The organism is Cellulomonas alba, assembly GCF_030362835.1.
GTDB lineage: Bacteria > Actinomycetota > Actinomycetes > Actinomycetales > Cellulomonadaceae > Cellulomonas > Cellulomonas alba.
In genome coordinates this window covers 541,042-566,413 of sequence record NZ_JAUCGQ010000001.1, presented here as the reverse complement: position 1 = coordinate 566,413, position 25,372 = coordinate 541,042, and the positions used below count along the sequence as shown (strand labels likewise).

General features: G+C 74.6%; 26 protein-coding genes. 19 read left to right on the top strand and 7 right to left on the bottom strand.

The features are described 5' to 3' along the window. Positions 1-105: 105 nt before the first annotated feature. A complete protein-coding gene (locus QRT04_RS02535; RefSeq protein WP_289453312.1) occupies positions 106-1,257 on the top strand; it encodes a ComEC/Rec2 family competence protein in 1,152 nt (383 codons plus the stop codon). A gap of 100 nt (positions 1,258-1,357) precedes the next feature. After that, positions 1,358-2,386, top strand: coding sequence for a DNA polymerase III subunit delta (holA, locus tag QRT04_RS02530; RefSeq protein WP_407653536.1), 1,029 nt, complete (start codon positions 1,358-1,360; stop codon positions 2,384-2,386). Positions 2,387-2,441: 55 nt separating this feature from the next. Here the strand turns inward: holA and QRT04_RS02525 are convergent, their stop codons facing one another. Beyond that, positions 2,442-3,170 carry an EAL domain-containing protein gene (locus QRT04_RS02525; protein ID WP_289453311.1) on the bottom strand — a complete coding sequence of 243 codons (729 nt, stop codon included), beginning with the start codon at positions 3,168-3,170 and terminating at the stop codon, positions 2,442-2,444. A 210-nt stretch (positions 3,171-3,380) separates the two neighbouring features. Here QRT04_RS02525 and QRT04_RS02520 point away from each other — a divergent pair, with 210 nt between their 5' ends. Both QRT04_RS02520 and QRT04_RS02515 read left to right on the top strand, forming a co-directional pair. Then, entirely contained in the window at positions 3,381-3,515 is a 135-nt protein-coding gene (locus QRT04_RS02520) for a hypothetical protein (RefSeq protein WP_289453310.1), read from the top strand. A 67-nt stretch (positions 3,516-3,582) separates the two neighbouring features. Beyond that, positions 3,583-4,902, top strand: coding sequence for a helix-turn-helix domain-containing protein (locus tag QRT04_RS02515; protein WP_289453309.1), 1,320 nt, complete (start codon positions 3,583-3,585; stop codon positions 4,900-4,902). 78 nt (positions 4,903-4,980) lie between these two features. On the opposite strand, the gene rpsT is transcribed toward QRT04_RS02515, so the two are convergent. Further along, positions 4,981-5,241, bottom strand: coding sequence for a 30S ribosomal protein S20 (gene rpsT / locus QRT04_RS02510; RefSeq protein WP_289453308.1), 261 nt, complete (start codon positions 5,239-5,241; stop codon positions 4,981-4,983). A 153-nt stretch (positions 5,242-5,394) separates the two neighbouring features. After that, positions 5,395-5,976, bottom strand: coding sequence for a type II toxin-antitoxin system PemK/MazF family toxin (locus tag QRT04_RS02505; protein WP_289453307.1), 582 nt, complete (start codon positions 5,974-5,976; stop codon positions 5,395-5,397). Positions 5,977-6,071: 95 nt separating this feature from the next. On the opposite strand from QRT04_RS02505, the gene QRT04_RS02500 reads away from it, so the two are divergent. Genes QRT04_RS02500 through QRT04_RS02490 form a run of 3 tightly spaced genes read left to right on the top strand, consistent with a single transcriptional unit; the run spans position 6,072 to position 9,414 of the window. Then, positions 6,072-7,658, top strand: coding sequence for a circularly permuted type 2 ATP-grasp protein (locus QRT04_RS02500; protein WP_407653535.1), 1,587 nt, complete (start codon positions 6,072-6,074; stop codon positions 7,656-7,658). Then, positions 7,652-8,581: an alpha-E domain-containing protein gene (locus QRT04_RS02495; protein WP_289453306.1), complete on the top strand. Its 930-nt coding sequence runs from the start codon at positions 7,652-7,654 to the stop codon at positions 8,579-8,581. Before QRT04_RS02500 ends, QRT04_RS02495 begins: the two co-directional genes overlap by 7 nt. Next, positions 8,578-9,414 carry a transglutaminase family protein gene (locus QRT04_RS02490; RefSeq protein ID WP_289453305.1) on the top strand — a complete coding sequence of 279 codons (837 nt, stop codon included), beginning with the start codon at positions 8,578-8,580 and terminating at the stop codon, positions 9,412-9,414. Before QRT04_RS02495 ends, QRT04_RS02490 begins: the two co-directional genes overlap by 4 nt. 64 nt (positions 9,415-9,478) lie before the next feature. On the opposite strand, the gene QRT04_RS02485 is transcribed toward QRT04_RS02490, so the two are convergent. Continuing rightward, complete coding sequence (locus QRT04_RS02485) at positions 9,479-10,183, bottom strand: maleylpyruvate isomerase family mycothiol-dependent enzyme (protein ID WP_289453304.1); 705 nt, start codon at positions 10,181-10,183, stop codon at positions 9,479-9,481. Between the two features lie 103 nt (positions 10,184-10,286). Here QRT04_RS02485 and lepA point away from each other — a divergent pair, with 103 nt between their 5' ends. The 5 genes from lepA (at position 10,287) to QRT04_RS02460 (ending at position 15,749) form a co-directional block, all read left to right on the top strand. Next, positions 10,287-12,173, top strand: a complete 1,887-nt coding sequence (gene lepA / locus QRT04_RS02480; protein ID WP_289453303.1) for a translation elongation factor 4 — start codon at positions 10,287-10,289, stop codon at positions 12,171-12,173. 39 nt (positions 12,174-12,212) lie between these two features. Next, complete coding sequence (gene hemW, locus QRT04_RS02475) at positions 12,213-13,430, top strand: radical SAM family heme chaperone HemW (protein ID WP_289453302.1); 1,218 nt, start codon at positions 12,213-12,215, stop codon at positions 13,428-13,430. A gap of 62 nt (positions 13,431-13,492) precedes the next feature. After that, positions 13,493-13,810, top strand: coding sequence for an ArsR/SmtB family transcription factor (locus tag QRT04_RS02470; RefSeq protein ID WP_289453301.1), 318 nt, complete (start codon positions 13,493-13,495; stop codon positions 13,808-13,810). Further along, positions 13,807-14,331 carry an SRPBCC domain-containing protein gene (locus tag QRT04_RS02465; protein ID WP_289453300.1) on the top strand — a complete coding sequence of 175 codons (525 nt, stop codon included), beginning with the start codon at positions 13,807-13,809 and terminating at the stop codon, positions 14,329-14,331. The genes QRT04_RS02470 and QRT04_RS02465 overlap by 4 nt, the downstream gene beginning before the upstream one ends. 149 nt (positions 14,332-14,480) lie before the next feature. Then, positions 14,481-15,749: a hypothetical protein gene (locus QRT04_RS02460; RefSeq protein WP_289453299.1), complete on the top strand. Its 1,269-nt coding sequence runs from the start codon at positions 14,481-14,483 to the stop codon at positions 15,747-15,749. Between the two features lie 60 nt (positions 15,750-15,809). Here QRT04_RS02460 and QRT04_RS02455 read toward each other — a convergent pair whose 3' ends face one another. Then, the gene (locus QRT04_RS02455) at positions 15,810-16,658 is read right to left on the bottom strand and encodes a DUF3097 domain-containing protein (protein ID WP_289453298.1); all 849 of its coding nucleotides are present in this window, start codon (positions 16,656-16,658) and stop codon (positions 15,810-15,812) included. A gap of 172 nt (positions 16,659-16,830) precedes the next feature. Here QRT04_RS02455 and hrcA point away from each other — a divergent pair, with 172 nt between their 5' ends. The 3 genes from hrcA to QRT04_RS02440 are packed head-to-tail and all read left to right on the top strand — an operon-like array spanning position 16,831 to position 19,785. After that, entirely contained in the window at positions 16,831-17,856 is a 1,026-nt protein-coding gene (hrcA, locus tag QRT04_RS02450) for a heat-inducible transcriptional repressor HrcA (protein ID WP_289453297.1), read from the top strand. 46 nt (positions 17,857-17,902) lie between these two features. Further along, a complete protein-coding gene (dnaJ, locus tag QRT04_RS02445; RefSeq protein WP_289453296.1) occupies positions 17,903-19,030 on the top strand; it encodes a molecular chaperone DnaJ in 1,128 nt (375 codons plus the stop codon). Beyond that, entirely contained in the window at positions 19,027-19,785 is a 759-nt protein-coding gene (locus QRT04_RS02440; protein WP_289453295.1) for a 16S rRNA (uracil(1498)-N(3))-methyltransferase, read from the top strand. The genes dnaJ and QRT04_RS02440 overlap by 4 nt, the downstream gene beginning before the upstream one ends. 142 nt (positions 19,786-19,927) lie before the next feature. Here QRT04_RS02440 and QRT04_RS02435 read toward each other — a convergent pair whose 3' ends face one another. Beyond that, on the bottom strand, positions 19,928-20,515 hold the full coding sequence (locus QRT04_RS02435; RefSeq protein WP_289453294.1) for a hypothetical protein: 588 nt from the start codon (positions 20,513-20,515) through the stop codon (positions 19,928-19,930). 79 nt (positions 20,516-20,594) lie between these two features. Next, on the bottom strand, positions 20,595-21,554 hold the full coding sequence (locus QRT04_RS02430; RefSeq protein WP_289453293.1) for a hypothetical protein: 960 nt from the start codon (positions 21,552-21,554) through the stop codon (positions 20,595-20,597). Between the two features lie 146 nt (positions 21,555-21,700). Between QRT04_RS02430 and QRT04_RS02425 the strand changes: the two genes are divergently transcribed. From QRT04_RS02425 to era, 4 genes are read left to right on the top strand one after another with little or no spacing between them, the layout of a single operon-like run. After that, positions 21,701-22,705, top strand: coding sequence for a PhoH family protein (locus QRT04_RS02425; RefSeq protein WP_289453292.1), 1,005 nt, complete (start codon positions 21,701-21,703; stop codon positions 22,703-22,705). Positions 22,706-22,715: 10 nt separating this feature from the next. Further along, complete coding sequence (ybeY, locus tag QRT04_RS02420) at positions 22,716-23,168, top strand: rRNA maturation RNase YbeY (RefSeq protein WP_289453291.1); 453 nt, start codon at positions 22,716-22,718, stop codon at positions 23,166-23,168. Next, on the top strand, positions 23,165-24,460 hold the full coding sequence (locus tag QRT04_RS02415) for a hemolysin family protein (protein ID WP_289453290.1): 1,296 nt from the start codon (positions 23,165-23,167) through the stop codon (positions 24,458-24,460). The genes ybeY and QRT04_RS02415 overlap by 4 nt, the downstream gene beginning before the upstream one ends. Then, positions 24,457-25,371, top strand: a complete 915-nt coding sequence (era, locus tag QRT04_RS02410; protein WP_289453289.1) for a GTPase Era — start codon at positions 24,457-24,459, stop codon at positions 25,369-25,371. The genes QRT04_RS02415 and era overlap by 4 nt, the downstream gene beginning before the upstream one ends. Position 25,372: the final 1 nt, after the last annotated feature.

The window sequence follows — 25,372 nt, the reverse complement described above, 5'->3', positions numbered from 1 at the left end:
TCCGCCGCCGCTCAACGTGCGGCGACCGCGCACGGCCTCCTCCCGCAGTCCGCCCGCGAGGGCGCGACGGTACGGCTCGTCGCGACGGTGAGCGGGGATCCGCGCGTGCAGCCGCCGCTCTGGCCCGGCGCACCGCCGCGCGTGACGGTCGTGGTGAGCGCCGAGCGCGTGACGAGCCGCGGCCGGACGAGCGGCGCCGTCGGGCAGGTGCTCGTCGTCGGCACGGATGCGTGGACGCGCGTGCCGTACCGCGCGCGCGTCGAGGTGACGGGCCGCGCGTCCGCGGACGCGCTGCGTGGGCGCACGGTCGCCGTCGTGACGACGACGGCTGCACCGGTGGTGGTGGGTCGACCCCCGGCGTGGGCGCGTGGGGCGTCGGCGGTCCGCTCCGACGTGCGGGAGCTCGCCGACGGCCAGCCCGGGGACGCCGGCGCGCTCCTGGCGGCGATCGCCGTGGGCGACACGGGTCGCGTCCCGACCGACCTGACGGCCGCCCTGCGGACCTCGGGCCTCACGCACGTCACGGCCGTGTCCGGAGCCCACTTCTCGCTCGTGGTGGCGCTGGTGCTCGCGCTGGCGACGGCCGCCCGAGCGCCTCGGTGGGTGCGCGCGGTCGCGGCTCTCGTCGCGACGGCGGGGACCGTCGCCCTCGTGCACCCCGATCCGAGCGTCCAGCGCGCCGCAGCGATGGGCCTGGTGGCGGTGCTCGGCCTCGTGACCGGCCGCCGGGCGCAGGCACCCGCTGCCCTGGCGACCGGCGTCGTCGTGCTCCTCGTGCTCGACCCGTGGCTCGGCGGTGAGATCGGCTTCCTCCTCTCGGTTCTTGCCACCGGCGGGCTCGTGCTTGCCGGGCGTCCGCTCGCCGAGCGGTGGGCCGCACGTCTCGGGCGGGCCGGCGCCGAGGCGCTCGCGCTGCCGGTCGCGGCGCAGCTCTGCTGCGCGCCCGTCCTTCTCGTCCTGGCGCCCACGGTGTCGACGTACGCGGTCCCGGCGAACGTGCTCGCCGCGGCGGCCGTGGGACCCGCGACGGTGCTCGGCCTCCTCGCCGGGCTCGTCGACCCGCTGTGCGCGCCGCTCGCCCGGGGCCTGGCGGCGTGCGCCGGCGCCGCCTGCTGGTGGGTCGGCGCCGTCGCACGGCTGACGAGCGCGATGCCCGGTGCCCGCGCCGACTGGCTCGACGGCCGCGCCGGCCTCGTCACGCTGGCCCTCGCCGCCGCCGCGACGCTGACGCTGCTCCTGCACCGTCGACCGCGCTGAACCACGCTGGCCGCACAGCCGTCCCGTGGAGGCGCCGCGAGCGCCGAGCCGCGCGCCCACGGGCACCGGTCGTGTCAGCCCGGTCTGGCAGGCTGTGCGCGTGCCTCCCGCCCAGCGCCGCTCGTCCGCCCGGTCCGGCGGAGCGCGCACCGCGACGCCCGGGGTGCCGTGGGACCAGGCGACGCTCGCGCCGGTCGTGCTCGTGCTCGGTGGCGAGGACCTGCTCGCGGAGCGTGCGATCGATCGGCTCGTCGCCCAGGCCCGCGCCGCGCAGCCCGACGTCGACGTCGTGCGCCTCGACGCGGGGGAGTACGTCGCCGGCGAGCTCGGCGTCGCGACGAGCCCGTCGCTGTTCGCCGAGGACAAGCTCGTGGTCGTCGCAGGCGTCGAGCGTTGCACCGACGACTTCCTGCAGGACGCGCTCGCGTACCTGGGGTCCCCGGCGCCCGGCGTCGACGTGGTGCTGCGCCACGCCGGCGGCCAACGGGGCAAGCGCCTGCTCGACGCGGCGAAGGCGGCGAGCGTCCCGGCGGTGGCGTGCGACCCGATCACGACGGACGGCGACAAGTCCGCGTTCGTCACCGCCGAGCTCCGGCGAGCCGGGCGCCGCGCCGACGCGCAGGCGGTCCGGGCCCTCGTCGACGCCGTCGGCAGCGACCTGCGCGAGCTCGCCGCGGCGTGCAGCCAGCTCGTCGCCGACTCGGCGGGGCTGATCGGCGTCGAGATCGTGGAGCGGTACTACGGCGGCCGCATCGAGGCGACCGGCTTCCGCGTCGCGGACGCCGCCGTCGCCGGCGAGGCGGGCCAGGCGGTGTCGCTGCTGCGGCACGCGATCGGGACCGGCCTCGACCCGGTCCCGATCGTCGCCGCGCTCGCGCTCAAGCTGCGCACCCTCGCCAAGGTCGCGGCGGTGCGGGGGCGCGGTGCCGGTGCGGCGCGCGAGCTGGGTCTGGCTCCCTGGCAGGTGGATCGGGCGACGTCGGAGCTCCGCCGCTGGACGCCCGAGGGGCTTGCCACCGCCATCGGCGCGGTCGCGCAGGCGGATGCCGAGGTCAAGGGTGAGGGGCGGGACCCGGTGTTCGCGGTCGAACGGGCCGTCCTCGCGGTCGCGTCGGCGTCCGGCCGCTGAGCGGCACGTCGCCGGGCGTCGACCGCGCGCGCCGCAGCCAGAGCCGGCGCGTGTGTCACATCGAGACGGGCCGGGCTCCGGCTCGGTCGAGCACACCCGCGCGCTCGAGGAGGTTCCCCTGGAACAGGGTGATGCCGAGCTCTCGCGCGTGGGCGAGCTGGTCGGCGCTCTCGACGAACTCGGCGATCAGCAGCGCCCCGTAGGACGCGGCGACCTCGACCAGCGGCGCGCCCTCGACGTCGAGGTCTCGCACGTCGACCTTGACGAAGTCGACGTACGGCAGCAGCCGGCGCTGCTCGACCCGGTCGACGAAGCCCGGCAGCGCGATCCGGAACCCGTTGCTCCGCAGCCGGCGGAGCCCGTCGACGACGGCGCGGTCCACGTGCAGGCCGTCAGGCACCTCGACGACGAGCCGATCGGGCCGCGGCGGCACGGGGAGGTCACCCACGACGTACGCGCGCGGGCAGCGCACGAACAGCAGCCGACCGTGCGCGACGTGCTCGAGGTCCGCGCGGCCGAACGTCGCACCGAGCACGTGGGCCGTCGCACGCTCGTGCTGGTGGGCGTTCCACGCGGCGGCCCGCTCGGTCTTGAGCTCGGGGGAGCGCGCGGAGAGCTGGTACGCGAAGATGCCGCCGTGCGCGGCGAACACGCCCTGTCGCGCGATCAGGACTGGCTGGCGCGCCAGCCTGGCGTCCCACTCCCGGCGCAGGCCGCGCGGGATCGCCTGTTCGACGGCCACCATCAGCTCGAGGAGCCGGTCGGCCTCTTCGTCCGGCGTCATGCGTCCTATGACACCACATCGCCGGGCCGTGATGGAGACCCCCGGTGGGGTGGATTTGGGCGAATTGGGCACTCCGTCCGGTAACGACGCAGGTTCATGAGATTTTTCACCCGAAACAGCCCGTATGCCGAGAATGGCGCGACACACGGCTCCCACCATGTCATCCTGTGCGTGACCTGCCCCAACCTTCCAATGACGGGAGTCGTCCCCATGCGTCAGGCAATGAAGTTCGTGGTCGTCGTCGCGCTGGCCGTCGGCTCCGTCTCGGCGGGCGTCGGCGCCGCGGAGGCCTCGTCCGGTCACACGGTGGCCGGCGGCCTCGGGTGCTGCCGCGCCTTCCAGTGAGCCATTCGGGCCGACACGGTGCCGGAACCCTGGCACGCGATTGACGTCATACTTAGGATGACTGTCCATGACGATCGCTGACCGCGTGCGCGAGGCGCGCCTCGCTGCGGGCATCTCTCAGACCGCCCTCGCCGGCAACGCGTTCTCGCCGAGCTACATCTCGCTCATCGAGGCGGGCCACAGGGAGCCGACGGACGCCGCCCTGGCCGTTCTCGCCGAGCGCCTCGGAACGACCCTCGAGTACTTGCGCCACGGTGACGACGGGCCGAACGAGGCGCGCACCCGGCTCGAGATCGACTACGCCCGGCTCGACCTCAGCCAGGGCGACGCCGAGTCGGCCCGCAAGCGCCTCGAGCGGCTCGACCTCGACGTGGTGTCGCCGGGCGCCCGCCTCGCCGCTCTGACCGCCCTGGCGCGGGTCCACGAGTCGGCGGGCGACCTCGAGGCCTCGGTCGCGGTGCTCGAGCCTCTGCTGGCGGACGCGCGGCGGCAGTCGCACCACCTCCAGGCCGCCGAGCTGGCGATGATCCTGGTGGCGAACTACCTCGAGGCCGGCGACCTGCACCGCAGCGTCGAGGTCGGCGAGCGCACCGTCACGGATCTCGAGGACGCGGGCCTGGCGGGGACGGACGAGCACCTGCGGCTCGCGGCCACCGTGCTGTGGGCCTACGTCGAGCGCGGCGACCTGCTGTTCGCGACGCACCGCGTGGCGGAGCTCATCGAGGTCGCGGAACGCGTCGGATCGGCGCGCGGGCGCGGCAGCGTCTACTGGAACGCCGCGGTCGTGGCGGAGCAGCGGCGCGACTACGTCGTCGCGCAGCAGTACACCGAGCGCGCGCTGGCGCTGCTCTCCGAGGGCGAGTCGGGCCGGGACCTCCCGCGGCTGCGCGTCAACTACGCGTGGCTGCTGCTGCGCTCGGAGCCGCCCGAGCCGCGTGCGGCGCTCGAGCAGATCGAGCGCGCGATGCCGGGCCTCGCAGCGCTCGGCACCGAGGTGGAGCTCGCGCACGTCGACGTCGAGCGCTCGCGTGCCCACCTGCTGCTCGGCGACGAGAAGGCCGCCGAGACGTTCGCGCAGGCGGCGATCACACGGCTCGGCGAGGCGCCCCGCCTCGAGAAGGCCATCGCTCAGCTGTCGCTCGGCGACGCGCTGCGCGCGCAGGGTCGCGAGCAGGAGGCGGCAGGCGTCTACGGCATGGCCGCGGACCTGCTCGGCATGATGTCGGCGTCGCGCCAGTCGGCGGCCGCCTGGCGCGACCTCGGCGACCGCTACGCGAGCCAGGGCGACACCGCCTCGGCCGTCGGCGCCTACGACCGCGCGCTGCGCGAGGCCGGCTTCCGCCCGACGGTGCCGCTGCTGGCCTGGGAGAGCTGGTCGCTCACCTGAGCCGACGCGAGCCGGCGCAGGAAACGAGGAAGGGCGCCACCCCGCCGGGGTGGCGCCCTTCCTCATGTCATCGGGTGCTCAGAGAGCGGCGACCGACTTCGCGAGCGCCGACTTCTTGTTCGCCGCCTGGTTGGCGTGGATGACGCCCTTGGAGACCGCCTTGTCGAGCTTGCGGGACGCCGCGACGAGCGCCGTCTGCGCCGCGTCCTTGTCGCCACCGGCGACGGCCTCGCGGACACGACGGACGTACGTCTTGATCTCCGACTTGACCGCCTTGTTGCGCAGGCGAGCCTTCTCGTTCGTCTTGATGCGCTTGATCTGGGACTTGATGTTGGCCACGTGTGGACTCTCTTGTGCGTTCGCCGAAGCGATCTGACAGGTCGTAGAGGGCGCGCACAGCTCCGGGACTGGGGCGTGGGGACACCCGCGGAGAGGAACTGGGCTTGTGCCCGCCGACCCGGGCGGACACGCGGATCAGAATCTTAGCAGGCGTCAGCGGCCCCGGACCGCCGCCATCGCCGCGACGACCTGGTCGAACAGGGCGCGGTCCACCATCGCACCCTCGCGGCGCACGGTCGTGGGGTCCACGCGAAGCACGCGGTCGAGGCGGACCTCGCTCGGGCGCCGGCGGTTGTCCCAGGGACCCGCGCCGATGTCGAGCCAGTGCCGGCCCCGGCGGGCCTCGCCGGCGGCGTCGCGGTCGTGGTCCTTGCTCGTCAGCATCAGCGCCAGCAGCACCGGCCCGTCGCGGCCGACCACGAGGACCGGCCGGTCCTTGCCCTGCCGCGCGTCGTCCTCGTAGGGCACCCAGGTCCAGACGATCTCACCGGGGTCGGCGTCGCCGTCGAGCACCGGCGCGTACTCGGTGGCCACCGGCCCGACGTGGTCCGGCAGCGCCACGTGGCGCGACGTCGAGGCGGGCGTGGGGCGTGGTTCGGAGCGCGGGCGTCGGCGCGTGCGCGCGGTGCCGCCGGGCGCCGTGCCGCTCGGTGCGGACGGCCCGCCCGCGCGCCCGCTCAGGGCGCCGGTCAGGAGCCTCCGCAGTCGTCCGACCCAGCCTCGGGATGCCGCCACGGCGGCACGCTACAGCCGACGCCGCCGCCGGCGCCGTGCGGTGCGCGTCATCCGCCGGAAACGGCGCCGTGACACGCGCTCGTTAGCGTCCGGCCATGGCGGACCTGTTCGACGACTACGGCGGCGGACCGGCGTGGGACGAGATGCTCGAGCGCGACGGCACGCCGCGCGAGGCGTCCCGGCACCTGTACGAGGCGCTGTCCCGGCTGAGCGAGGGCGAGCTGAGGGCGCGCGCCGACGCGCTGGCGCGGTCGTACCTCACCCAGGGCGTCACGTTCGACTTCGCGGGCGAGGAGCGGCCGTTCCCGCTCGACGTGGTGCCCCGCGTCATCGCCGGCGAGGAATGGGACCACGTCGCGCCCGGCGTCGCGCAGCGCGTGCGGGCGCTCGAGGCGTTCCTCGACGACGTGTACGGGCCGCAGCGCGCCATCGCCGACGGCGTCGTGCCGCGGTCGGTCGTCGTCTCGTCGACCCACTTCCAACGGCAGTCGCACGGTGTCCGGACGCCGAACGGCGTGCGGGTCCACGTCGCGGGCATCGACCTGGTCCGCGACCAGGCGGGCACGTGGCGCGTGCTCGAGGACAACGCGCGCGTGCCGAGCGGTGTCTCGTACGTGCTGTCGAACCGACGCGCGATGGCGCAGACGTTCCCCGAGCTGTTCGCGGCACTGCGCATCCGTCCGGTGGCGGACTACCCGCGGCGGTTGCTCGCGGCGCTGCAGGCGTCGGCGCCCTCGGGCGTCGTCGACCCGACGGTCGTCGTGCTGACGCCCGGCGTCTACAACAGCGCGTACTTCGAGCACGCGCTGCTCGCCCGGATGATGGGTGTCGAGCTCGTCGAGGGCCGCGACCTGTTCTGCGCGCAGGGGCACGTGTGGATGCGCACGACGCGCGGACGCCGCCGCGTCGACGTCGTCTACCGCCGCGTCGACGACGAGTTCCTCGACCCCGTCGTGTTCCGGTCGGACTCGGTGCTGGGGTGCCCGGGACTCATGACGTGCGCGCGCCAGGGGACCGTGACGATCGCGAACGCGGTGGGCAACGGCGTCGCGGACGACAAGCTGCTGTACACGTACGTGCCCGACCTCGTGCGCTACTACCTGCACGAGGAGCCGATCCTGCCGAACGTCCACACCTGGCGGCTCGAGGAGCCCGGCGCGCTCGAGGAGGTGCTCGACCGGCTCGACGAGCTCGTGGTCAAGCCCGTCGACGGGTCGGGCGGCAAGGGGCTGGTGGTCGGGCCGCGCGCGTCGCGCGCCGAGCTCGACGTGCTGCGGGCTCGCCTGCGGGCCGACCCCCGGGGGTGGATCGCGCAGCCCGTCATCCAGCTGTCGACGATCCCGACGCTCGTCGACGCGGGGCTGCGGCCGCGGCACACAGATCTGCGCCCGTTCGCGGTGAACGACGGGGAGACGGTCTCTGTGCTGCCGGGCGGCCTGACGCGCGTCGCGCTCCCCGAGGGGCAGCTCGTCGTGAACTCGTCGCAGGGCGGCGGGTCGAAGGACACCTGGGTGCTCGGTGGTGCCGCGCCGCCCCGGGCGGACCCGCAGGCCGCGCGCCGCGGCGCCCCGATGGCCGCGGCCGTCCCCATCGACGCGAACCCCGACGACGACCTGAGCGCGCAGGTGCTCCAGCAGCAGCAGCAGGAGCGTGCACGCACGAGGGGAGGCGCGCCGTGCTGAGCCGCATCGCCGAGTCGCTGTTCTGGATCGGCAGGTACGTCGAGCGGGCGGACGACACCGCGCGCCTGCTCGACGTCCACCTGCAGATCCTGCTCGAGGACCCGTGGGCCGAGGAGGACCTCGCGTGCCGCTCGCTGCTGGCGGTCATGGACCGGCCCGCACCGCCGCGCGACGTGGTGGTGGGACGCGACCACGTGCTCGACGCGCTCGCGTACGACCGAGTGGCCCCGTCTGCGATCGCCGGTGCGCTCGTCGCGGCGCGCGAGAACGCCCGGCGGGCGCGCGAGATCGTCTCGACCGAGCTCTGGGAGTGCCTCAACACGACGTGGAACCAGCTGCCGTCGCACCTGCGACCGGCGCGGCCCCACGACTTCTTCGCCTGGGTGCGCGAACGCGGCGCGACCGTCGCCGGGATCATGGAGTCGGCCACGTCGCGGGACGAGACCCGCCACTTCATGGTGCTCGGCAGGTCGATCGAGCGGGCCGACATGACGGCGCGGCTGCTGACCACGCGGGCGCTCGCGGGGTCGGCGGGTCCCAGCTGGACGACGCTGCTGCGTTCCTGCGGCGCCCACGAGGCGTTCCTGCGCACGTACCGCGGGTCGGCCTCGGACGAGCGCGCCGCGGGGTTCCTGCTGCTCGACCGGTTCTTCCCGCGGTCGATCGTCTCGGCGCTCGACCAGGCGGAGCAGTGCCTCGCCGACCTCGAGCCCGCCGACGACCGGAGCGCAGCCGACGAGGCGCGCCGTCACATCGGCCTCGTCCGGATGAACCTCGAGTACCGGCCGCTCGCGGACGTCCTCGCAGGGCTGCCCCACGAGATGGAGCAGGTGCAGCGCGCGTGCTCCGCGGCGTCCGACGCGATCCGCGGCCGGTACTTCCCGACCGCGCCGACCACGACCTGGGTGGGGGAGCTGCTGTGAGGCTGAAGGTCGTCCACACGTCCGCGTTCCGGTATGACGCGCCGGTCGTCGCGTCGTACAACGAGGCGCGGATGACGCCCGTGTCGGACGCGGCCCAGCGGGTGCTGTCCACGCGGATCGACCTGACCCCGCACACCTGGACCACCGGCTTCGTCGACTACTGGGGCACGGCCGTGACGGCCTTCGAGGTCCTCGCGCCGCACGAGGCGCTCGTCATCACCGCGGAGCACCTGGTCGAGGTGGGGGACCGGCACCTGGCCGACGACCCCGTCGGGTGGGACGTGCTGCGGTCCCCGCGCGTGCGGGACGAACAGGCGGAGTTCCTCACGGACCTGCCGACGACGGCGGTCCCCGAGGCGGTCGCGGACCTCGCGCGCCAGGCCGCGGGCGATCTCCCGCCGCACGAGGCGGCGGTCGCGGCGTGCGACGCCCTGCGGGACGCGGTCGCGTACATCCCGGGCGTGACGACCGCGCACACGCCGGCCGCCGAGGCGTGGGAGGCGCGCGCCGGCGTGTGCCAGGACCTCGCGCACCTCGCGGTCGGCGCGCTGCACGCGCTCGGCATCCCCGCGCGGTACGTCTCGGGCTACCTGCACCCGCAGCCGGATGCCGACGTGGGCGAGACCGTGGTCGGCGAGTCGCATGCGTGGGTCGAGTGGTGGGTCGGCGCGTGGACGGGCTACGACCCGACGAACCGCGTGCCGGTGGGCGAGCACCACGTGATGCTGGCGCGCGCCCGTTCCTACGACGACGTGCCGCCGCTGCGCGGGATCTACGCGGGCACGGGCACGTCGGACCTCACGGTCGAGGTGCGGATGACGCGCGTCGCGTGACGAAGGGCGCCGCGCGGGTGGCGCCGACCGCGTGACGCAGCGCGCGCGGCCGTGGAGCCGCCCGTCAGGGCGTCAGGCGGCGCTCGAGCGCCGACGCGAGCGCCGCCTCGTCCCCGGTGACGACGAGCGCGGGGTCGTCGGCCGTCGTGCGCCCCCAGAGCAGGAGCGCGAGCCGCTCGGCCGGTCCCGACACGCGCGTCGCCGCGGTGGCCCGATCGCCTGCCGGACCGCCGAGCAGCCACTCGTGCGCGACGTCCGTCGCGGCGAGCGCGATCGGTGCGTCGAGAGGCGCCATGCGCCCGAGCCGCTCCTGACGCGGCTGCATCACGGTGACGACCTCGTCGACGGTGTCGACCCACACCACCGGCTCGACGTCGAGGGTGCGCCCGGCGGCGGTCCGCAGGTCCCACAGGTGGACGAGCGTCTCGTGGACCTGGCGGCGGTGCCAGAACGCGACGGGACCGGGACCGAGCAGCGTGCTGGCGGTCGCCTCCGGGTCGAGCTCGCCGAGGGTCTCGCGCAGCTCGGCGGCGCAGCGCGAGTACAGCTCCGGGAGGTCGAACGGGCCGCGGCCGAGCGGCGTCTCGGGCCGGCGCCGGGCCTCCGCGGCCGCCCAGTGGTGGATGCGCGCCAGGTGCACGACGAGGTCACGCACGCGCCACCGCCCGCACCACGGCACGCGCGTCGCGGCCGGCACGTCGTCGATGCCCGCCAGGAACGCGCCCTGCAACCGCGACAGCAGGTCCAGGTAGGGCAGCGGCTCGGCCATGGGACCATGGTGGGGCTGCCCGCCGACGTCCGAGAGACTGGCGGCAGCCAACGACCGTCGATCCGGCGCCATCGCGCCGCCCACCAGCCGGGAGCCCTGCCGCGTGTCCCCGATCCCGAGTGCCGCCGCCGCCCAGCGCATCGCGCCCGCGGCCACCGCGCCCGAGCTCCTGCGCAACTTCTGCATCATCGCGCACATCGACCACGGCAAGTCGACGCTCGCCGACCGGATGCTGCAGCTGACGGGCGTCGTCGACTCTCGCGCGATGCGCGCGCAGTACCTCGACCGGATGGACATCGAGCGCGAGCGCGGCATCACGATCAAGTCGCAGGCCGTGCGCATGCCCTGGTCGGTGGGCGACACCGCCTACGCGCTCAACATGATCGACACGCCCGGCCACGTCGACTTCACCTACGAGGTGTCCCGTTCGCTCGCCGCGTGCGAGGGCGCGGTGCTGCTCGTCGACGCCGCGCAGGGGATCGAGGCGCAGACGCTCGCCAACCTGTACCTCGCGCTCGAGAACGACCTGCAGATCATCCCCGTGCTGAACAAGATCGACCTGCCGGCGGCGCAGCCCGAGAAGTACGCCGAGGAGCTCGCGGGCCTCATCGGCGGCGACCCGGAGGACGTGCTCAAGGTCTCGGGCAAGACCGGCCACGGCGTCGAGGAGCTCCTCGACAGGATCGTCGAGCTCGTCCCGGCCCCGGTCGGGCGGGCGGACGCGCCGGCGCGCGCCATGATCTTCGACTCGGTGTACGACACCTACCGCGGCGTCGTCACCTACGTGCGCGTGGTCGACGGCAACCTCAACCCGCGCGAGCGCATCGCGATGATGTCGACGAAGGCGACGCACGAGCTGCTCGAGATCGGCGTCATCAGCCCCGAGCCCGTGCCGACCAAGGGGCTCGGCGTCGGCGAGGTCGGCTACCTCATCACGGGTGTGAAGGACGTGCGGCAGTCGAAGGTCGGCGACACCGTCACGAACGCGAGCAAGCCCGCCGCCGAGGCGCTCGGCGGGTACTCCGACCCGAAGCCGATGGTGTTCTCGGGCCTGTACCCGATCGACGGCTCCGACTACCCGGCGCTGCGCGACGCGCTCGACAAGCTCAAGCTCAACGACGCCGCGCTCAACTACGAGCCGGAGACGTCGGTCGCGCTGGGCTTCGGGTTCCGCGTCGGCTTCCTCGGACTGCTGCACCTCGAGATCATCCGCGAGCGGCTCGAGCGCGAGTTCGACCTCGACCTCATCTCGACCGCGCCGAACGTCGTCTACGACGTCACGCTCGAGGACCGCACCGAGGTGCACGTCACGAACCCGAGCGAGTTCCCGGGCGGCAAGATCCGCGAGGTGCGCGAACCCGTCGTCAAGGCGACGATCCTGGCGCCGACGGAGTTCATCGGCGCGATCATGGAGCTCTGCCAGTCGCGGCGCGGCGAGGACTTCTCCATGGAGTACCTGTCGGAGGACCGCGTCGAGCTGCGCTACACGCTGCCGCTCGCGGAGATCGTCTTCGACTTCTTCGACCAGCTGAAGTCGCGCACCCGCGGCTACGCGAGCCTCGACTACGAGCCCACGGGCGACCAGGCGGCCGACCTCGTGAAGGTCGACATCCTGCTGCAGGGCGAGCAGGTCGACGCGTTCAGCGCGATCGTGCACAAGGACAAGGCGTACGCGTACGGCGTGATGATGGCGTCCAAGCTCAAGGACCTCATCCCGCGCCAGCAGTTCGAGGTGCCGATCCAGGCGGCGATCGGTTCGCGGATCATCGCCCGCGAGACCATCCGCGCCATGCGCAAGGACGTGCTCGCCAAGTGCTACGGCGGCGACATCACCCGCAAGCGGAAGCTGCTCGAGAAGCAGAAGGAGGGCAAGAAGCGCATGAAGACGATCGGCCGGGTCGACGTGCCGCAGGAGGCCTTCATCGCCGCGCTGTCGTCGGACTCGTCCGCCCCCGGCGGCAAGGACTCCAAGGACGCGAAGAAGAAGTGACGACGTCCGGCGCTCGGGCCGCGGCGTCGGGAGCCTGACGTGCCCTCGCTGCCCGACGGCCTGCCCGCGCCCGACGACGGCGCGCTGCCCGCGTCCGTCCGCGCGGGTGCCGACGCGCGCCGCCTCGGCGTGTACCTGCACGTCCCGTTCTGCACCGTGCGCTGCGGGTACTGCGACTTCAACACGTACACGGCCACGGAGCTCGGTGGTGGCGCGAGCCAGGCGTCGTACGCCGACACGGCACTGCGCGAGCTCGCGCTGGGCGCCCGGGTGCTGGCCGACGCCGGGCTGCCGGCGCGCGAGGTGTCGACGGTCTTCGTCGGGGGCGGCACGCCGACCGTGCTGCCCGTGGGGGACCTCGCGAGGATGCTCGACGGCGTGCGCTCCTCCTGGGGCCTCACGGCGGACGCCGAGGTCACCACCGAGGCGAACCCCGACTCGGTGACGCCCGAGTCGCTCGCCGCGCTCGCGGCCGCCGGGTTCACCCGGGTGTCGTTCGGCATGCAGTCCGCGGTCGGGCACGTGCTCGCGACGCTCGACCGGACGCACGACCCGCGGCGCATCCCGGACGTCGTCCGGTGGGCGCGGGACGCGGGGCTCGCGGTCTCGCTCGACCTGATCTACGGCACGCCGGGAGAGTCGGTCGACGACTGGCGAACGTCCGTCGAGGCGGCGCTCGCGACGGGCGTCGACCACGTCTCGGCCTACGCGCTCGTGGTCGAGGCGGGTACGCGGATGGGTGTGCAGGTGCGGCGCGGCGAGCTCCCGATGCCCGACCCGGACGACCAGGCGACGAAGTACGAGCTCGCCGACGACCTGCTCGCCGCCGCGGGGCTGCACTGGTACGAGGTGAGCAACTGGGCCCGCACCCCGGCGGACGAGTGCCGCCACAACCTCGCGTACTGGCGCGGTGACGACTGGTGGGGCGTCGGCCCCGGCGCGCACAGCCACGTCGGCGGCGTGCGGTGGTGGAACGTCAAGCACCCGCGCGCCTACGCGGACCGGCTCGCCCGCGGGCTGAGCCCCGCTGCGGGCCGCGAGCTGCTCGACGACGAGGCGGCCGGGCTCGAGCGCCTGATGCTCGGGGTGCGGCTGGCGGAGGGCATGCCGACCGACGGGCTGCCCGCGGGCTCGGTCGCGTCGCTGGTCGCGGACGGGCTCGTCGACGGCGCGCGGGCGGTGCGCGACCGGCGCCTGGTGCTGACACGGCGCGGGCGCCTGCTCGCGGACGCGGTCGTGCGGACGCTGGCCGCCTGACGTCGTACACCGGGGCTGTGCGTACCCTTGTGGTTACGTAACCAAAGAGTTACGGTCGACCCATGGACGCGGTGCTGCAGGCGATCGCCGACCCGAGCCGGCGGACGGTGCTCGAGATCCTCCGCGCCGGCCCGGCGACGGCGGGCGAGCTCGCCGATGCGCTGCCGATCGCCCGGCCGGGCGTCTCACGGCACCTGCGGGTGCTGCGCGAGGCCGGCCTCGTCGACGTGCACGCCGACGCGCAGCGCCGCATCTACACCCTGCGTCCCGAGGCTCTCGTCGAGATCGACGACTGGCTCGAGGGCTACCGAGCGCTGTGGCGCAACCGCCTCGACGCGCTGCACACCGAGATCGCACGAGGGAAGAGGACGCCGAGATGACCATCACCGGGACGATGCGCGCGCTGGACGAGACCCGCGGCGCCGTACGCATGGAGGACGTCTTCGAGACGGACGTCGAGGACCTCTGGCACGCCTGCACGACGCCCGAGCGGCTGGCACGGTGGATCGCCGAGGTGTCGGGGGACTTCCGGCAGGGCGGCACGGTCCAGCTGCTGTTCACCAGCACGTGGAGCGGTCCGGCGACCATCGAGGCCTGCGACGCGCCCCACCACCTGCTGCTCACGACGGCGCCCGGGACGGACGACGAGGCGCAAGTCGAGGCGTGGCTGACGCCCGAGGGCGCGCGCACGCGGCTCGTCGTCGAGGAGCGCGGCCTCCCGGTCGAGGGGCTGCACTTCTACGGTGCGGGCTGGCAGGTGCACCTCGAGGACCTCGCGCGGTCCCTCGAGACCGACGGCCCGGTCCACGCCGGCGGATGGTCGGCGCAGGAGCCGGCTCCCGCGTGGCACGCCCGCTGGACGGAGCTCGACCGCGACTACCGCGAGCGCGCGGTCGGGTGAGCCGCGCGGGTCGACGCCGGCGGGCGTGTCGGCGCTGGTGAGCGCCCTGCCCCGAACGCGCCGGCCGGGCGCGGTTCCTTGACACGCCACCCGGCGCTTCGGTTCGCTCGGGCCAGGGCGCGGCCCCGCGTCCTGGCCCAGGAGGCGACATGAGCGAGAACCCCGGCGGCAACCCGCCGAGCGACGACCAGCCGACCGACCCGCCCGCGGAGCCGACTGCGCCGCAGCCCGTGACGCCGCCCGCGCCCGCCGAGCCGTCCGCACCCGACGCGCCTGGCGAGCCCGCGGCGCCCCCGGCGCCCGTCACGCCGCCCGCACCTCCCGCCCCTTCGACGCCCCCCGCCCCAGCGGTGCCGGACGCGCCCGCCTCTGGCGAGACGCCTGCGCCGCCGCCGCCCGGCGCCTCTCCGCCGCCGCCCGTCGCGGGTCAGCCGGGTGCGTACCCGCCGCCTGCGGCCGGTGAGCCGGGTGCGTACCCGCCGCCCGGCGCCTACCCGCCTCCGGGCCCGCAACCCGGCGCGTACCCGCCCCCGGCCGGCCAACCCGGCGCCTACCCGCCCCCGGCCGGCCAGCCCGGCGCGTACCCGCCCCCGGCCGGCCAGCCCGGCGCCTACCCGCCCGCGGGCGCGTACCCGCCCCCGGCCGGCCCGGCCGGCGCGTACCCGCCGGGTGCGTACCCGCCCGCCGGCGCGTACCCGCCGCCCGCCCCGGGCGGCTACCAGCCCGCGCCGCCCGCGGTGGTGGACATCGGCCAGGCGTGGTCCTGGTCGTGGAGCGCGTTCGCCCGGAACTGGGTCACGCTCGTCTTCGGCCTGCTGATCTGGTTCGTCGGGATCACCGTGGTCTGGGCGCTCGCGTTCGCGGTGCTCGGCGGCTTCAGCCACCTCCGGGACCGGACGGGGAGCTCGCTGTTCCTGTTCTCGTCCGTCGGCATCGGCGGACTGCTCGCCGCGGCGATCACCGCGTTCCTCGTCGGCCTGTTCTACTCGGCGTTCGTCCGAACGGGCCTCAAGATCGCGGACGGCCAGCCGGTCACTGTCGGCGACCTCTTCGACTTCGCGCACGCCGGGCCGGCGTTCGTCCTCGCGTTGATCTTCGCGGCCGCGAGCTTCGTCGGCGGACTGATCCCCGTGCTCGGCCAGCTCGCGGGCCTCGTCATCGGGTACTTCGGCTTCTTCGCGTTCCACTCGCTCGTGCAGCGCGACCTGCCGCCGATCGACGCGATCAAGGAGAGCATCGCGCTCCAGACGCGCGACGTCGGCACGTCGATCCTCGTCGTCGTGCTGACGTGGTTGATCGCGGCGGTCGGGTTCCTCGTCTGCGGCATCGGCGCGCTCGTCAGCGTGCCGGTCGCGATGCTGTTCAGCGTCTTCGCCTACCGCCGTCTGATCGGCGGGCCGATCGCGCAGCCGCTCTGACCAGGCAGGACGACGGCGGCCCGCGGAGCATCGAGCCCGCGGGTCGCCGTCGTCGACGGGTCAGGCGGTGACGAAGTCGATGAGCTCCTCGACGCGGCCGAGCAGGCTCGGCTCGAGGTCGGCGTAGCTGCGCACGGACCGCAGGATGCGCTGCCACGCGGCAGCGACGTCGCGGTGGTCGGCGGCGGGCCACCCGAGCTCGCGGAGCACGCCCTGCTTCCACTCCGTGCCGCGCTCGATCGTGGGCCATGCGGTGAGGCCGATCCGCTCGGGTCGCACGGCCTGCCAGACGTCGACGTAGGGATGGCCGAGCACCAGCACGGTCCCGGACGGCGCCGCGCGCATCGCGTCGGCGGCGATCCGGCTCTCCTTCGAGCCTGGCACGAGGTGGTCGACCAGCACGCCGAGGCGTCGTCCGGACCCGGGCGCGAACGAGCGCACGACGTCGGGCAGGTGGTCGACGCCGTCGAGCAGCTCGACGACGACACCCTCGACGCGCAGGTCGTCGCCCCACACGCGCTCGACGAGCTCGGCGTCGTGCCTGCCCTCGACGAGGATGCGGCTGCCGCGCGCGACCCGCGCGGGCGCGTCGCGGACCGCGACCGAGCCCGACGCGGTGCGGGTGGGGCGGACGGGCGCGCGGCTCGTCACGGGCGCGGTGAGGACCACGGGCTCGCCGTCGACCCAGAACCCGGGCCCGAGCGGGAACGAGCGGGTCCGTCCCCGCCGGTCCTCGAGCACGACGACGTGGACGCCGCCCGACTTCTCGACGCGGACCACGGCGCCGACCCAGCCCGTCGTGACCTCCTCCACCACGAGGCCCGGCTCGGCCGGCTGCGGGCGCGAGGTCCGGGTGCGCGGCGGGTGGGGCGAGGACGAGAGGACGTCGGGTCCGTAGCGGTCGGGCACGTCCGGCACCGTAGGCGCTCGTCGCGGCGTGTCGCCGGTCCGCGCGCCGCGTGTCTCGAGGTCGCCGCCGCGCACCGCGGGTGCATCGGCGCTCCGACGTAGGATTGGCACTCAGGAGCGCCGAGTGCTACCCGTGGGTGCACTCGGCAGGGACGGCCCGGGAGGAGGCGGCGTGAGCGAGGACCGGCGGCTCGACGTGCTGCGGGCGATCGTCGAGGACTACGTGGCGACGCGCGAGCCCGTGGGCTCGCGCGCACTGGTCGAGCGGCACGCGCTCGGTGTCTCGCCCGCGACGATCCGCAACGACATGGCGGCGCTCGAGGAGGGCGGCTTCATCGCGCAGCCGCACACCTCGGCGGGTCGCGTGCCGACCGACCTCGGCTACCGCGTCTTCGTCGACCGCCTCTCGACCGTCAAGCCGCTCTCGACCGCCGAGCAGCGCGCGATCGGCACGTTCCTCGAGAACGCGGTGGACCTCGACGACGTCGTGGACCGCGCCGTCCGGCTCATCGCGCAGCTGACCCAGCAGGTCGCCGTGGTGCAGTACCCGTCGCTGCGGCGATCGGCGCTGCGCCACGTCGAGCTCGTCGCGGTCGGTGCGCGGCACCTGCTCGTCGTGCTGATCACCGACACCGGCCGCGTCGAGCAACGGACGCTCGAGCTCGAGGCCGATCTCGACGAGGCGATCGTCGCCCGGCTGCGCGCGTGGCTGAACGCGAGCACCGCGGGGCGCCGGCTGTCCGAGCTGCCCACGGTGCTGGCCTCGGTGCCCGACGCTTTCGCGCAGACGGACGAGCCGATGGTGCGGGCGGTGCTGCGCGTGGTCGAGGAGACGCTCGCGCAGGAGAGCGAGGAGCGGGTCGTGCTGGCCGGCACGTCGCACCTCGCGCGATCCTCGGGCATCGACTTCGCGCGCACGATCGGCCCCGTGCTCGAGGCGCTCGAGGAGCAGGTCGTGCTGCTGCGGCTGCTCGGCGAGATGGCCGAGGACAACGCCGCCGTCGCGGTCCGGATCGGCCGCGAGACGCAGCACGAGGGGCTGCTCGAGACGAGCTTCGTCACGTCGGGCTACGGCGACGAGAGCGGCGCGTCCGTGGCCCGCGTCGGCGCCATCGGCCCGTTGCGCATGGACTACCCCGGAACCATGTCGACCGTCCGCGCCGTGGCGCGGTACCTGACCAGGATCCTTGCCGGATGAGCGGCCCGACCGGCCGTCCGCACCAGGGAAGCGAGCACACGCACCCGTGACCGACTACTACGAGATCCTCGGCGTGCCGCGAGACGCGACGCCCGAGCAGATCAAGAAGGCCTACCGGAAGCTCGCGCGCGAGCACCACCCGGACGTGGCAGGCGCCGACGCGGCCTCCGAGGAGCGCTTCAAGGACGTCTCGCGCGCGTACGACGTGCTGAGCAACCCGGAGAAGCGGCGCGCCTACGACCTGGGCGCGGACCCCGCGTCGCCCGGCGGCGGCATGGGTGGCGGCTTCGGCTTCCAGGACATCTTCGAGACGTTCTTCGGCGCGGCGACCGGCGGCCCGTCGGCGCGGGGCCCGGTGCCGCGCGCCCGGCGCGGGCAGGACGCGCTCGTCCGGATCGACCTCGACCTCGCGGAGGTCACGTTCGGCACGCACCGCGAGGTGCCCGTCGACACGGCCGTCGTCTGCCCGACGTGCAACGGCACCTGCTGCCGGCCCGGTACGTCGCCGCGCACCTGCGAGGTCTGCGGTGGCCGCGGGTCGGTCCAGCGCGTCGCGCGCTCGTTCCTGGGCCAGGTCATGACGACGCAGCCGTGCCCGGCGTGCCACGGGTTCGGCACCGTGATCCCCGAGCCGTGCACCGACTGCTCGGGCGAGGGGCGCGTGCGCGCGCGTCGAACGCTGCAGGTGGACGTGCCGGCAGGTGTCGACACGGGCACGCGCATCAAGCTCACTGGCCAGGGCGAGACGGGCCCGGCGGGCGGACCGGCGGGCGACGTGTACCTCGAGGTGCACGAGCGCAAGCACGACACGTTCCTGCGCCGGGGCGACGACCTGCACGCGACCGTCTCGGTGCCGATGACCGCCGCGGCTCTCGGCACGGTGCTGACGCTGGACACCCTGGACGGTGCGCGCGAGGTCGACCTGCGGCCCGGCACGCAGCCGGCGCAGATCGTCGCGCTGAAGGGCCTCGGGGTCGGCCACCTGCACACCGGCGGGCGCGGCGACCTGATGGTGCACGTCGACGTCGAGGTGCCCACCTCGCTCGACGACGAGCAGTCGGAGCTGCTGCGCCGGCTCGCGACGCTGCGCGGCGAGGAGCGCCCCGAGGCGCGCCTCGCGGCCGCGAACCCCGGGGTGTTCTCGAAGCTGCGCGACAAGCTCGCGGGCCGGTGAGCGCACCGGTCTTCCTGGCGGAGCCCGGGACGCTCGACGGCGTGCGGGCGGGCGACTCGTACCGGCTCGGGGGCGCGGAGGGGCGCCACGCCGCGGTCGTCCAGCGCCGGGCGCCGGGGGAGCGGGTCGACGTGGTCGACGGTCGCGGCGTCCGGCTGCTCGGCGTGGTCGACGCGGCGGGGCCGGACGGTCTCGTGCTGCGCGTCGAGGAGCGGGCCGACGAGGCGGCGCCTGCGGTGGCGCTCGTGCTCGTGCAGGCGCTCGCGAAGGGTGACCGCGACGATCTCGCGATCGAGGCGGCCACCGAGGTCGGCGCGGACGCGGTCGTGCCCTGGCAGGCGGACCGGTCGATCGTGCAGTGGCGTGGCGACCGCGGCGCGAGGAGCCGCGCCAAGTGGGCGCAGACCGTGCGGGCGGCGGCGAAGCAGTCGCGGCGGGCGTGGGTGCCTGACGTCGACGAGCCGCACGACTCCCGGCTGTTGGCGGCCCGGACCGCTGAGGTCACGGCCGCGGGCGGCGCGGTGCTCGTGCTCCACGAGGAGGCGTCCGCGCCGCTCGCCACGACCGTCCTGCCGACCACGGGCGAGTGCCTGGTCGTCGTCGGACCCGAGGGCGGCATCGGCGACGACGAGCTGGACCGGCTGCGCGACGCCGGCGCGGTCGCGGTGCGCCTCGGGCCGCACGTGCTGCGCACGTCGACGGCGGGGCCGGTCGCGCTCGCGATCCTGGCCCAGCGCCTCGGCCGCTGGGGCTGACGAGCCGGACGGGCTGCGCGCAGGGGCCTGGCGGGCCGAGGCGCCGCCTGGCGACCTGGGCCGTTCGACCCCGGCGCGGCTCGCCCTGCGTCGCCCGCGCGCAGCGACGTGGGCGGATCGACCCGGGACGTGCCCACCCGGCTCACGTCGTCCGCGCCCGCCCCGGCCCTCGCGTGACCTTGCGCCCCGTGACGGCGATGTCCGCGCGCCCACCGGCCGCGACCCCCTCGGCCCAGCCGCGCCCGGAAAGCCGGCGGGTCGTGGTGCGCACCCGCGGGAACGCGACGGCCACGGCGGCGTCGACCTCATGGTCCCGGTCGGCGAGGACGAGTGCGCTCGACGTCCCCTCGGCCTCCGCCTCGGTCAGCACCTCGGCGTAGAAGGCGCGCAGCCGTTGCGTCACCATCGCCGTGAACCCGGCGGCGAACGCTCGCTTGTCGCTCGGCAGCCCACCGTGCCGGTGCATCGCCGTGAGCAGCTGCGGCTCGAGCGAGTCGCACAGCACCGCCGCCATCGACATGTCCGCCGCGAACGGCGTGTCCGTCCGGATCGGCGCGCGGGCCTGGTCGGCGGTCATCCGCACCGCGGCCACGTCGACGCTGTGCCGCAGCATGAGCTTCTCGGCCCGCCGCCGTGCCAGGTCGCGCTCGGGCTCGTGCGGCGAGCCGCCGTCAGCGATCGCGAGGAGCGTGCGGATCAGGGCGAGCGTCTCGTCGTGCGTCTTCGGCATCGGGCTCCCGTCTCGGCAGTGGAGCGGCCACCGTTAGGTCGGGGCGCTGACACCCCGGTCGCCGCCGTCCACAGGGGCGTCACGCCTCTGCGTCCCACCACCGGAGCACGCGCATCGCGTCGAGCGTCAGCCAGCGCGAAGGGCGCCCGACGCCCTCGTCGACGTCGAACCACACCCGGCCCCGCGGCGTGCGGTCGAGCAGCCAGACGCCGTCGGGCGTCCGCCGTCGCCGCACGACCTCGACGGCCTCCGCGAGGCGCGGGTCCGGGCGTCCGTCGAGCGCGGACGCCCGCCGGAAGTGGTCGAGCCCGCGCAGCACGTCGTAGTGCCACCGCCGGGGGTGCGCGAACGAGAGGTAGTCCGGATCGGCCGGCTCGCCGGTCGACAGCCGGCGGAACAGCGTGCGCTCGAGGAGGAACTCCTCGCCGGTCCCCCGTGCCTCGCGCGACGCGGCGGTGCCGCCGGTCGCGAGCTCGAGCTCGCGGAGCCCGTCGAGCACGTTGATCGTCGTGTCGAACGACGAGCGGACCGAGCCCTCGACGCGTTCGCAGTTCCACCCGCCGTCCGCGAGCCGCTCGCCGACGAGCCGGTCCGCGAGAGCGGACATGTCCACGCCGAGGTACGCGCCGTCCGCGACGAGCCGGCCGTTGATGCACTCCTCGGTCTCGCCGCCCCAGAACGGCGCACCCGGCCACCAGTTCGGTCCGTCGGACAGCAGGGCGACGATCCGCCGCGCCGCCCTGGACGACGGGTCCAGCCCGAGCTCACGCAGCTGCGTGAGCACGTGCGACGTCGCGGTCCACGGCTGCCCCTCGGCGTCCCAGAGCTGGCGCGTGAAGCCGTCCGGCAGGAAGGCGCCACCGGCCCACTGGCCGTCCGGACCCTCGAGCGCGAGCAGGCGCGCGCCCCAGCCGTCCGTCTCGACGCGCGCGCGCTCGGCCCGCCACTCGGCCTCGGGCCGGTCGAGCAGGTCGCGCAGCACCTGCCACCGGATGGCGGGGTCGGAGTCGAGGAGCCAGTCGACGACGGGGTCGCTCACCCGCGTGACGCTAGCGCGCCTGCGGCCGTGCGGGCCCGGTTGGGCGCCGCGCGGAGCTTTCACGCGGGACCAGGCGACACCTGCTCGGTAGACTGGCGCAGCACACGTCCCGCCGTTCGTCAGGAGATCCGGCGCCAGCCGAGCCGATGGCCGAGTCCAATCCCGCCCCGCGTACCGCGGGAGCCCCGCACGCGCGGGTCGAGCACCGGATCAGCGTCCCGGCCGACGTGTCGATGGTCGAGCTCCTGGGTCGCCGCGACGAGGTGCTGCGCGCGATCGAGCAGGGGTTCACCACGGTGGACGTGCACGTGCGCGGCAACGAGTTCACGCTGACCGGTCCGGCCGGCGACGTCGCGCTGGTCGCGCGCCTGGTCGACGAGCTCGTCGAGGTCGCCGCCGGCGGCACGCCGCTCACGCCCGACGTCGTGAGCCGCAGCGTGCAGATGCTCACCGCCGCGGGCTCGAACGCGCGGCCGGCCGACGTCCTGACGTTCAACATCCTCTCGACGCGCGGCCGCACGATCCGGCCGAAGACGGCGGGCCAGAAGGAGTACGTCGACGCGATCGACCGGCACACCGTGACGTTCGGCATCGGCCCGGCGGGCACGGGCAAGACGTACCTCGCGATGGCGAAGGCCGTGCAGGCGCTGAACGACCGCACGGTCAACCGCATCGTGCTCACGCGCCCCGCGGTCGAGGCGGGCGAGCGCCTCGGCTTCCTGCCCGGCACTCTCACCGAGAAGATCGACCCGTACCTGCGCCCGCTGTACGACGCGCTGCACGACATGGTCGACCCCGAGTCGATCCCGCGGCTCATGGAGGCCGGGACGATCGAGGTCGCGCCGCTCGCCTACATGCGCGGCCGGACGCTCAACGACTCGTTCATCATCCTCGACGAGGCGCAGAACACGTCGGTCGAGCAGATGAAGATGTTCCTGACCCGCCTCGGGTTCGGGTCGAGGGTCGTCGTGACGGGCGACGTGACGCAGGTCGACCTGGGCGCGGGCGTGACGAGCGGCCTGCGCGTCGTCGAGCAGATCCTCGGCGGGGTGGACGACGTCGCGTTCTGCCGCCTGACGTCGTCGGACGTGGTCCGGCACCGCCTGGTCAGCGACATCATCGACGCGTACGCGCGCTGGGACAGGAGCTGACGGAGCCGGCATGAGCATCGAGGTCAACAACGAGTCAGGCTACGAGGTCGACGAGGCCGAGTTCGCGGCGCTCGCACGCTACGTGCTGGACGAGATGCACGTGCACCCGCAGACGGACCTGTCGATCCTGCTCGTCGGCACCGACGTGATGACGGACCTGCACGTCAAGTGGATGGACGAGCCGGGCCCGACCGACGTGCTCAGCTTCCCGATGGACGAGCTCCGCCCCGGTCGCGAGGGTGAGACGACGCCCGCCGGCCTGCTCGGCGACGTCGTGCTGTGCCCGGACGTGGCGGCCCAGCAGGCCCGCGCCGCGGGCCACTCGACCGCCGAGGAGCTGCTGCTCCTGACGACCCACGGGATCCTCCACCTGCTCGGGTTCGACCACGCCGAGCCCGAGGAGGAGAAGGAGATGTTCGCGCTGCAGCGCCGTCTCCTGCTGACGTTCCTGGCCGGCCGATGAACGATGCGCCCGTCGTGCTGCTCGTCGTCCTGGCGGTGCTCGGCATCGTGGCGGCGGCGCTCCTCTCGGCGGGCGAGGTGGCGGTCGGGCACGTCTCCCGGGCGGCCGTCGCCGAGCTGATCGCGGACCGGCGGCCCGCCGCGCTGCGCGTGCGGGACCTCGTCGAGGACTCGGCGCGCGTCGCCGCAGGCGCGTCGTTCGTCCGGCTGCTCGCCGAGATGACGGCGACCGTCGGCATCACGCTCGCGGTCGCGTCGGGCGGGCTGGTCTGGTGGGCCGTGCTCCTCGTGGCCGTCGCGGTCTGCGGGCTGGTCGCCTTCCTGCTCGTCCGGGTGAGCCCGCGGCGGCTCGGCCGGCACCACCCGGTCGGCACGCTGCTGCTGATGGCGCGCCCGCTGGGCTGGGCGGCGGTGTTCGGCGGGCTGGGCGGCGCGGCGCGCGGCGAGGGCGGCACGTCTGAGCAGGACGAGGAGGAGCTCCGCGAGGCCGTGCAGCGCGTCTCGGAGTCCGAGGCCATCGAGGACGACGAGCGCGAGATGTTCCGCTCGGTGCTCGAGCTCGGCGACACGCTGACCCGCGAGGTCATGGTGCCGCGCACCGACATGGTGACGACGCCCGCGGAGACGCCCCTGCCCAAGGCGCTCGCGCTGCTGCTGCGCTCGGGGTTCTCGCGCGTGCCCGTCGTCGGCGAGTCCGTCGACGAGCTGCGCGGCGTGCTCTACCTCAAGGACGTCGTGGCGCGCCTCGAGGCCGACCCGGCGAGCCGCCACCTGACGGCGGCCCAGGTCGCACGGGCCGCGGTGTTCGTGCCCGAGTCGAAGCCCGTGGACGAGCTGCTGCGCGAGCTGCAGGAGGGCTCGTCGCACCTCGCGCTCGTGGTCGACGAGTACGGCGGCATCGCGGGGCTCGTCACGATCGAGGACGCGCTCGAGGAGATCGTCGGCGAGCTCACCGACGAGCACGACCCGCACGCGCCCGAGATCGAGGACCTGGGCGACGGCGTCTTCCGGGTGCCGGCGCGGCTCGGCCGCGACGAGCTCGGCGAGCTGTTCGACCTCGAGGTCGACGACGAGGACGTCGACAGCGCAGGAGGGCTGCTGGCCAAGGCGCTGGGTAAGGTGCCACTGCCCGGCTCGGTCGGCGAGATCCACGGCCTGCACCTGGTCGCGGACCGCGTCGAGGGCAGGCGCCGCCGGCTCGCGACCGTGCTCGTGAGCCTCGTCGCGCCGACCGACGCGCCGGCCGACCACGACCAGCACCACGACACCACCGCTCAGGGAGCTGCCCGATGACCTTCCGCTCCGGCTTCGCGTGCTTCGTCGGCCGCCCGAACGCGGGCAAGTCGACGCTCACGAACGCGCTGGTGGGGCAGAAGGTCGCGATCACCTCGGGCCGCCCCCAGACCACGCGGCACGTCATCCGCGGCATCGTGCACCGCGCCGACGCGCAGCTCGTCCTCGTCGACACGCCCGGGCTGCACCGGCCGCGCACGCTGCTCGGCGAGCGCCTCAACGACCTGGTCAAGGACACGCTCACCGAGGTCGACGTCGTCGGCTTCTGCATCCCGGCCGACCAGCGTGTGGGTCCCGGCGACCGGTTCATCGCGGACCAGCTCGCCGAGCTCGCGCGCGACCGCCAGGGGACGCCCGTCGTCGCCATCGTCACCAAGGCGGACCTCGTGCCGCGACCGCGCATGGCCGAGCAGCTGGTCGCGGTGTCGCAGCTGGGGGAGTGGGCCGACGTCGTGCCGGTCTCGGCGCAGGACGGCTTCCAGGTCGGCGAGCTCACGGACGTTCTCGTCGGCCACCTTCCCGAGGGCCCCGCGCTCTACCCCGAGGGCGAGCTCACGGACGAGCCCGAGTCCGTCATGGTCGCCGAGCTCGTGCGGGAGGCGGCGCTCGAGGGCGTCCGCGACGAGCTGCCGCACTCGCTCGCGGTCGTCGTCGAGGAGATCGTGCCGCGCGAGGAGCCGGCGCGGGACGGGACGCCGATGCTCGACGTGCGCGTCAACCTGTTCGTCGAGCGCGACAGCCAGAAGGCGATCGTCATCGGCAAGGGCGGCGCGCGGCTGCGCGACGTCGGCAGCCAGGCCCGCCGCGGGATCGAGGGCCTGCTCGGCGCTCGCGTCTACCTGGACCTGCACGTCAAGGTGGCGAAGGACTGGCAGCGCGACCCGAAGCAGCTCGGCCGGCTGGGGTTCTGAC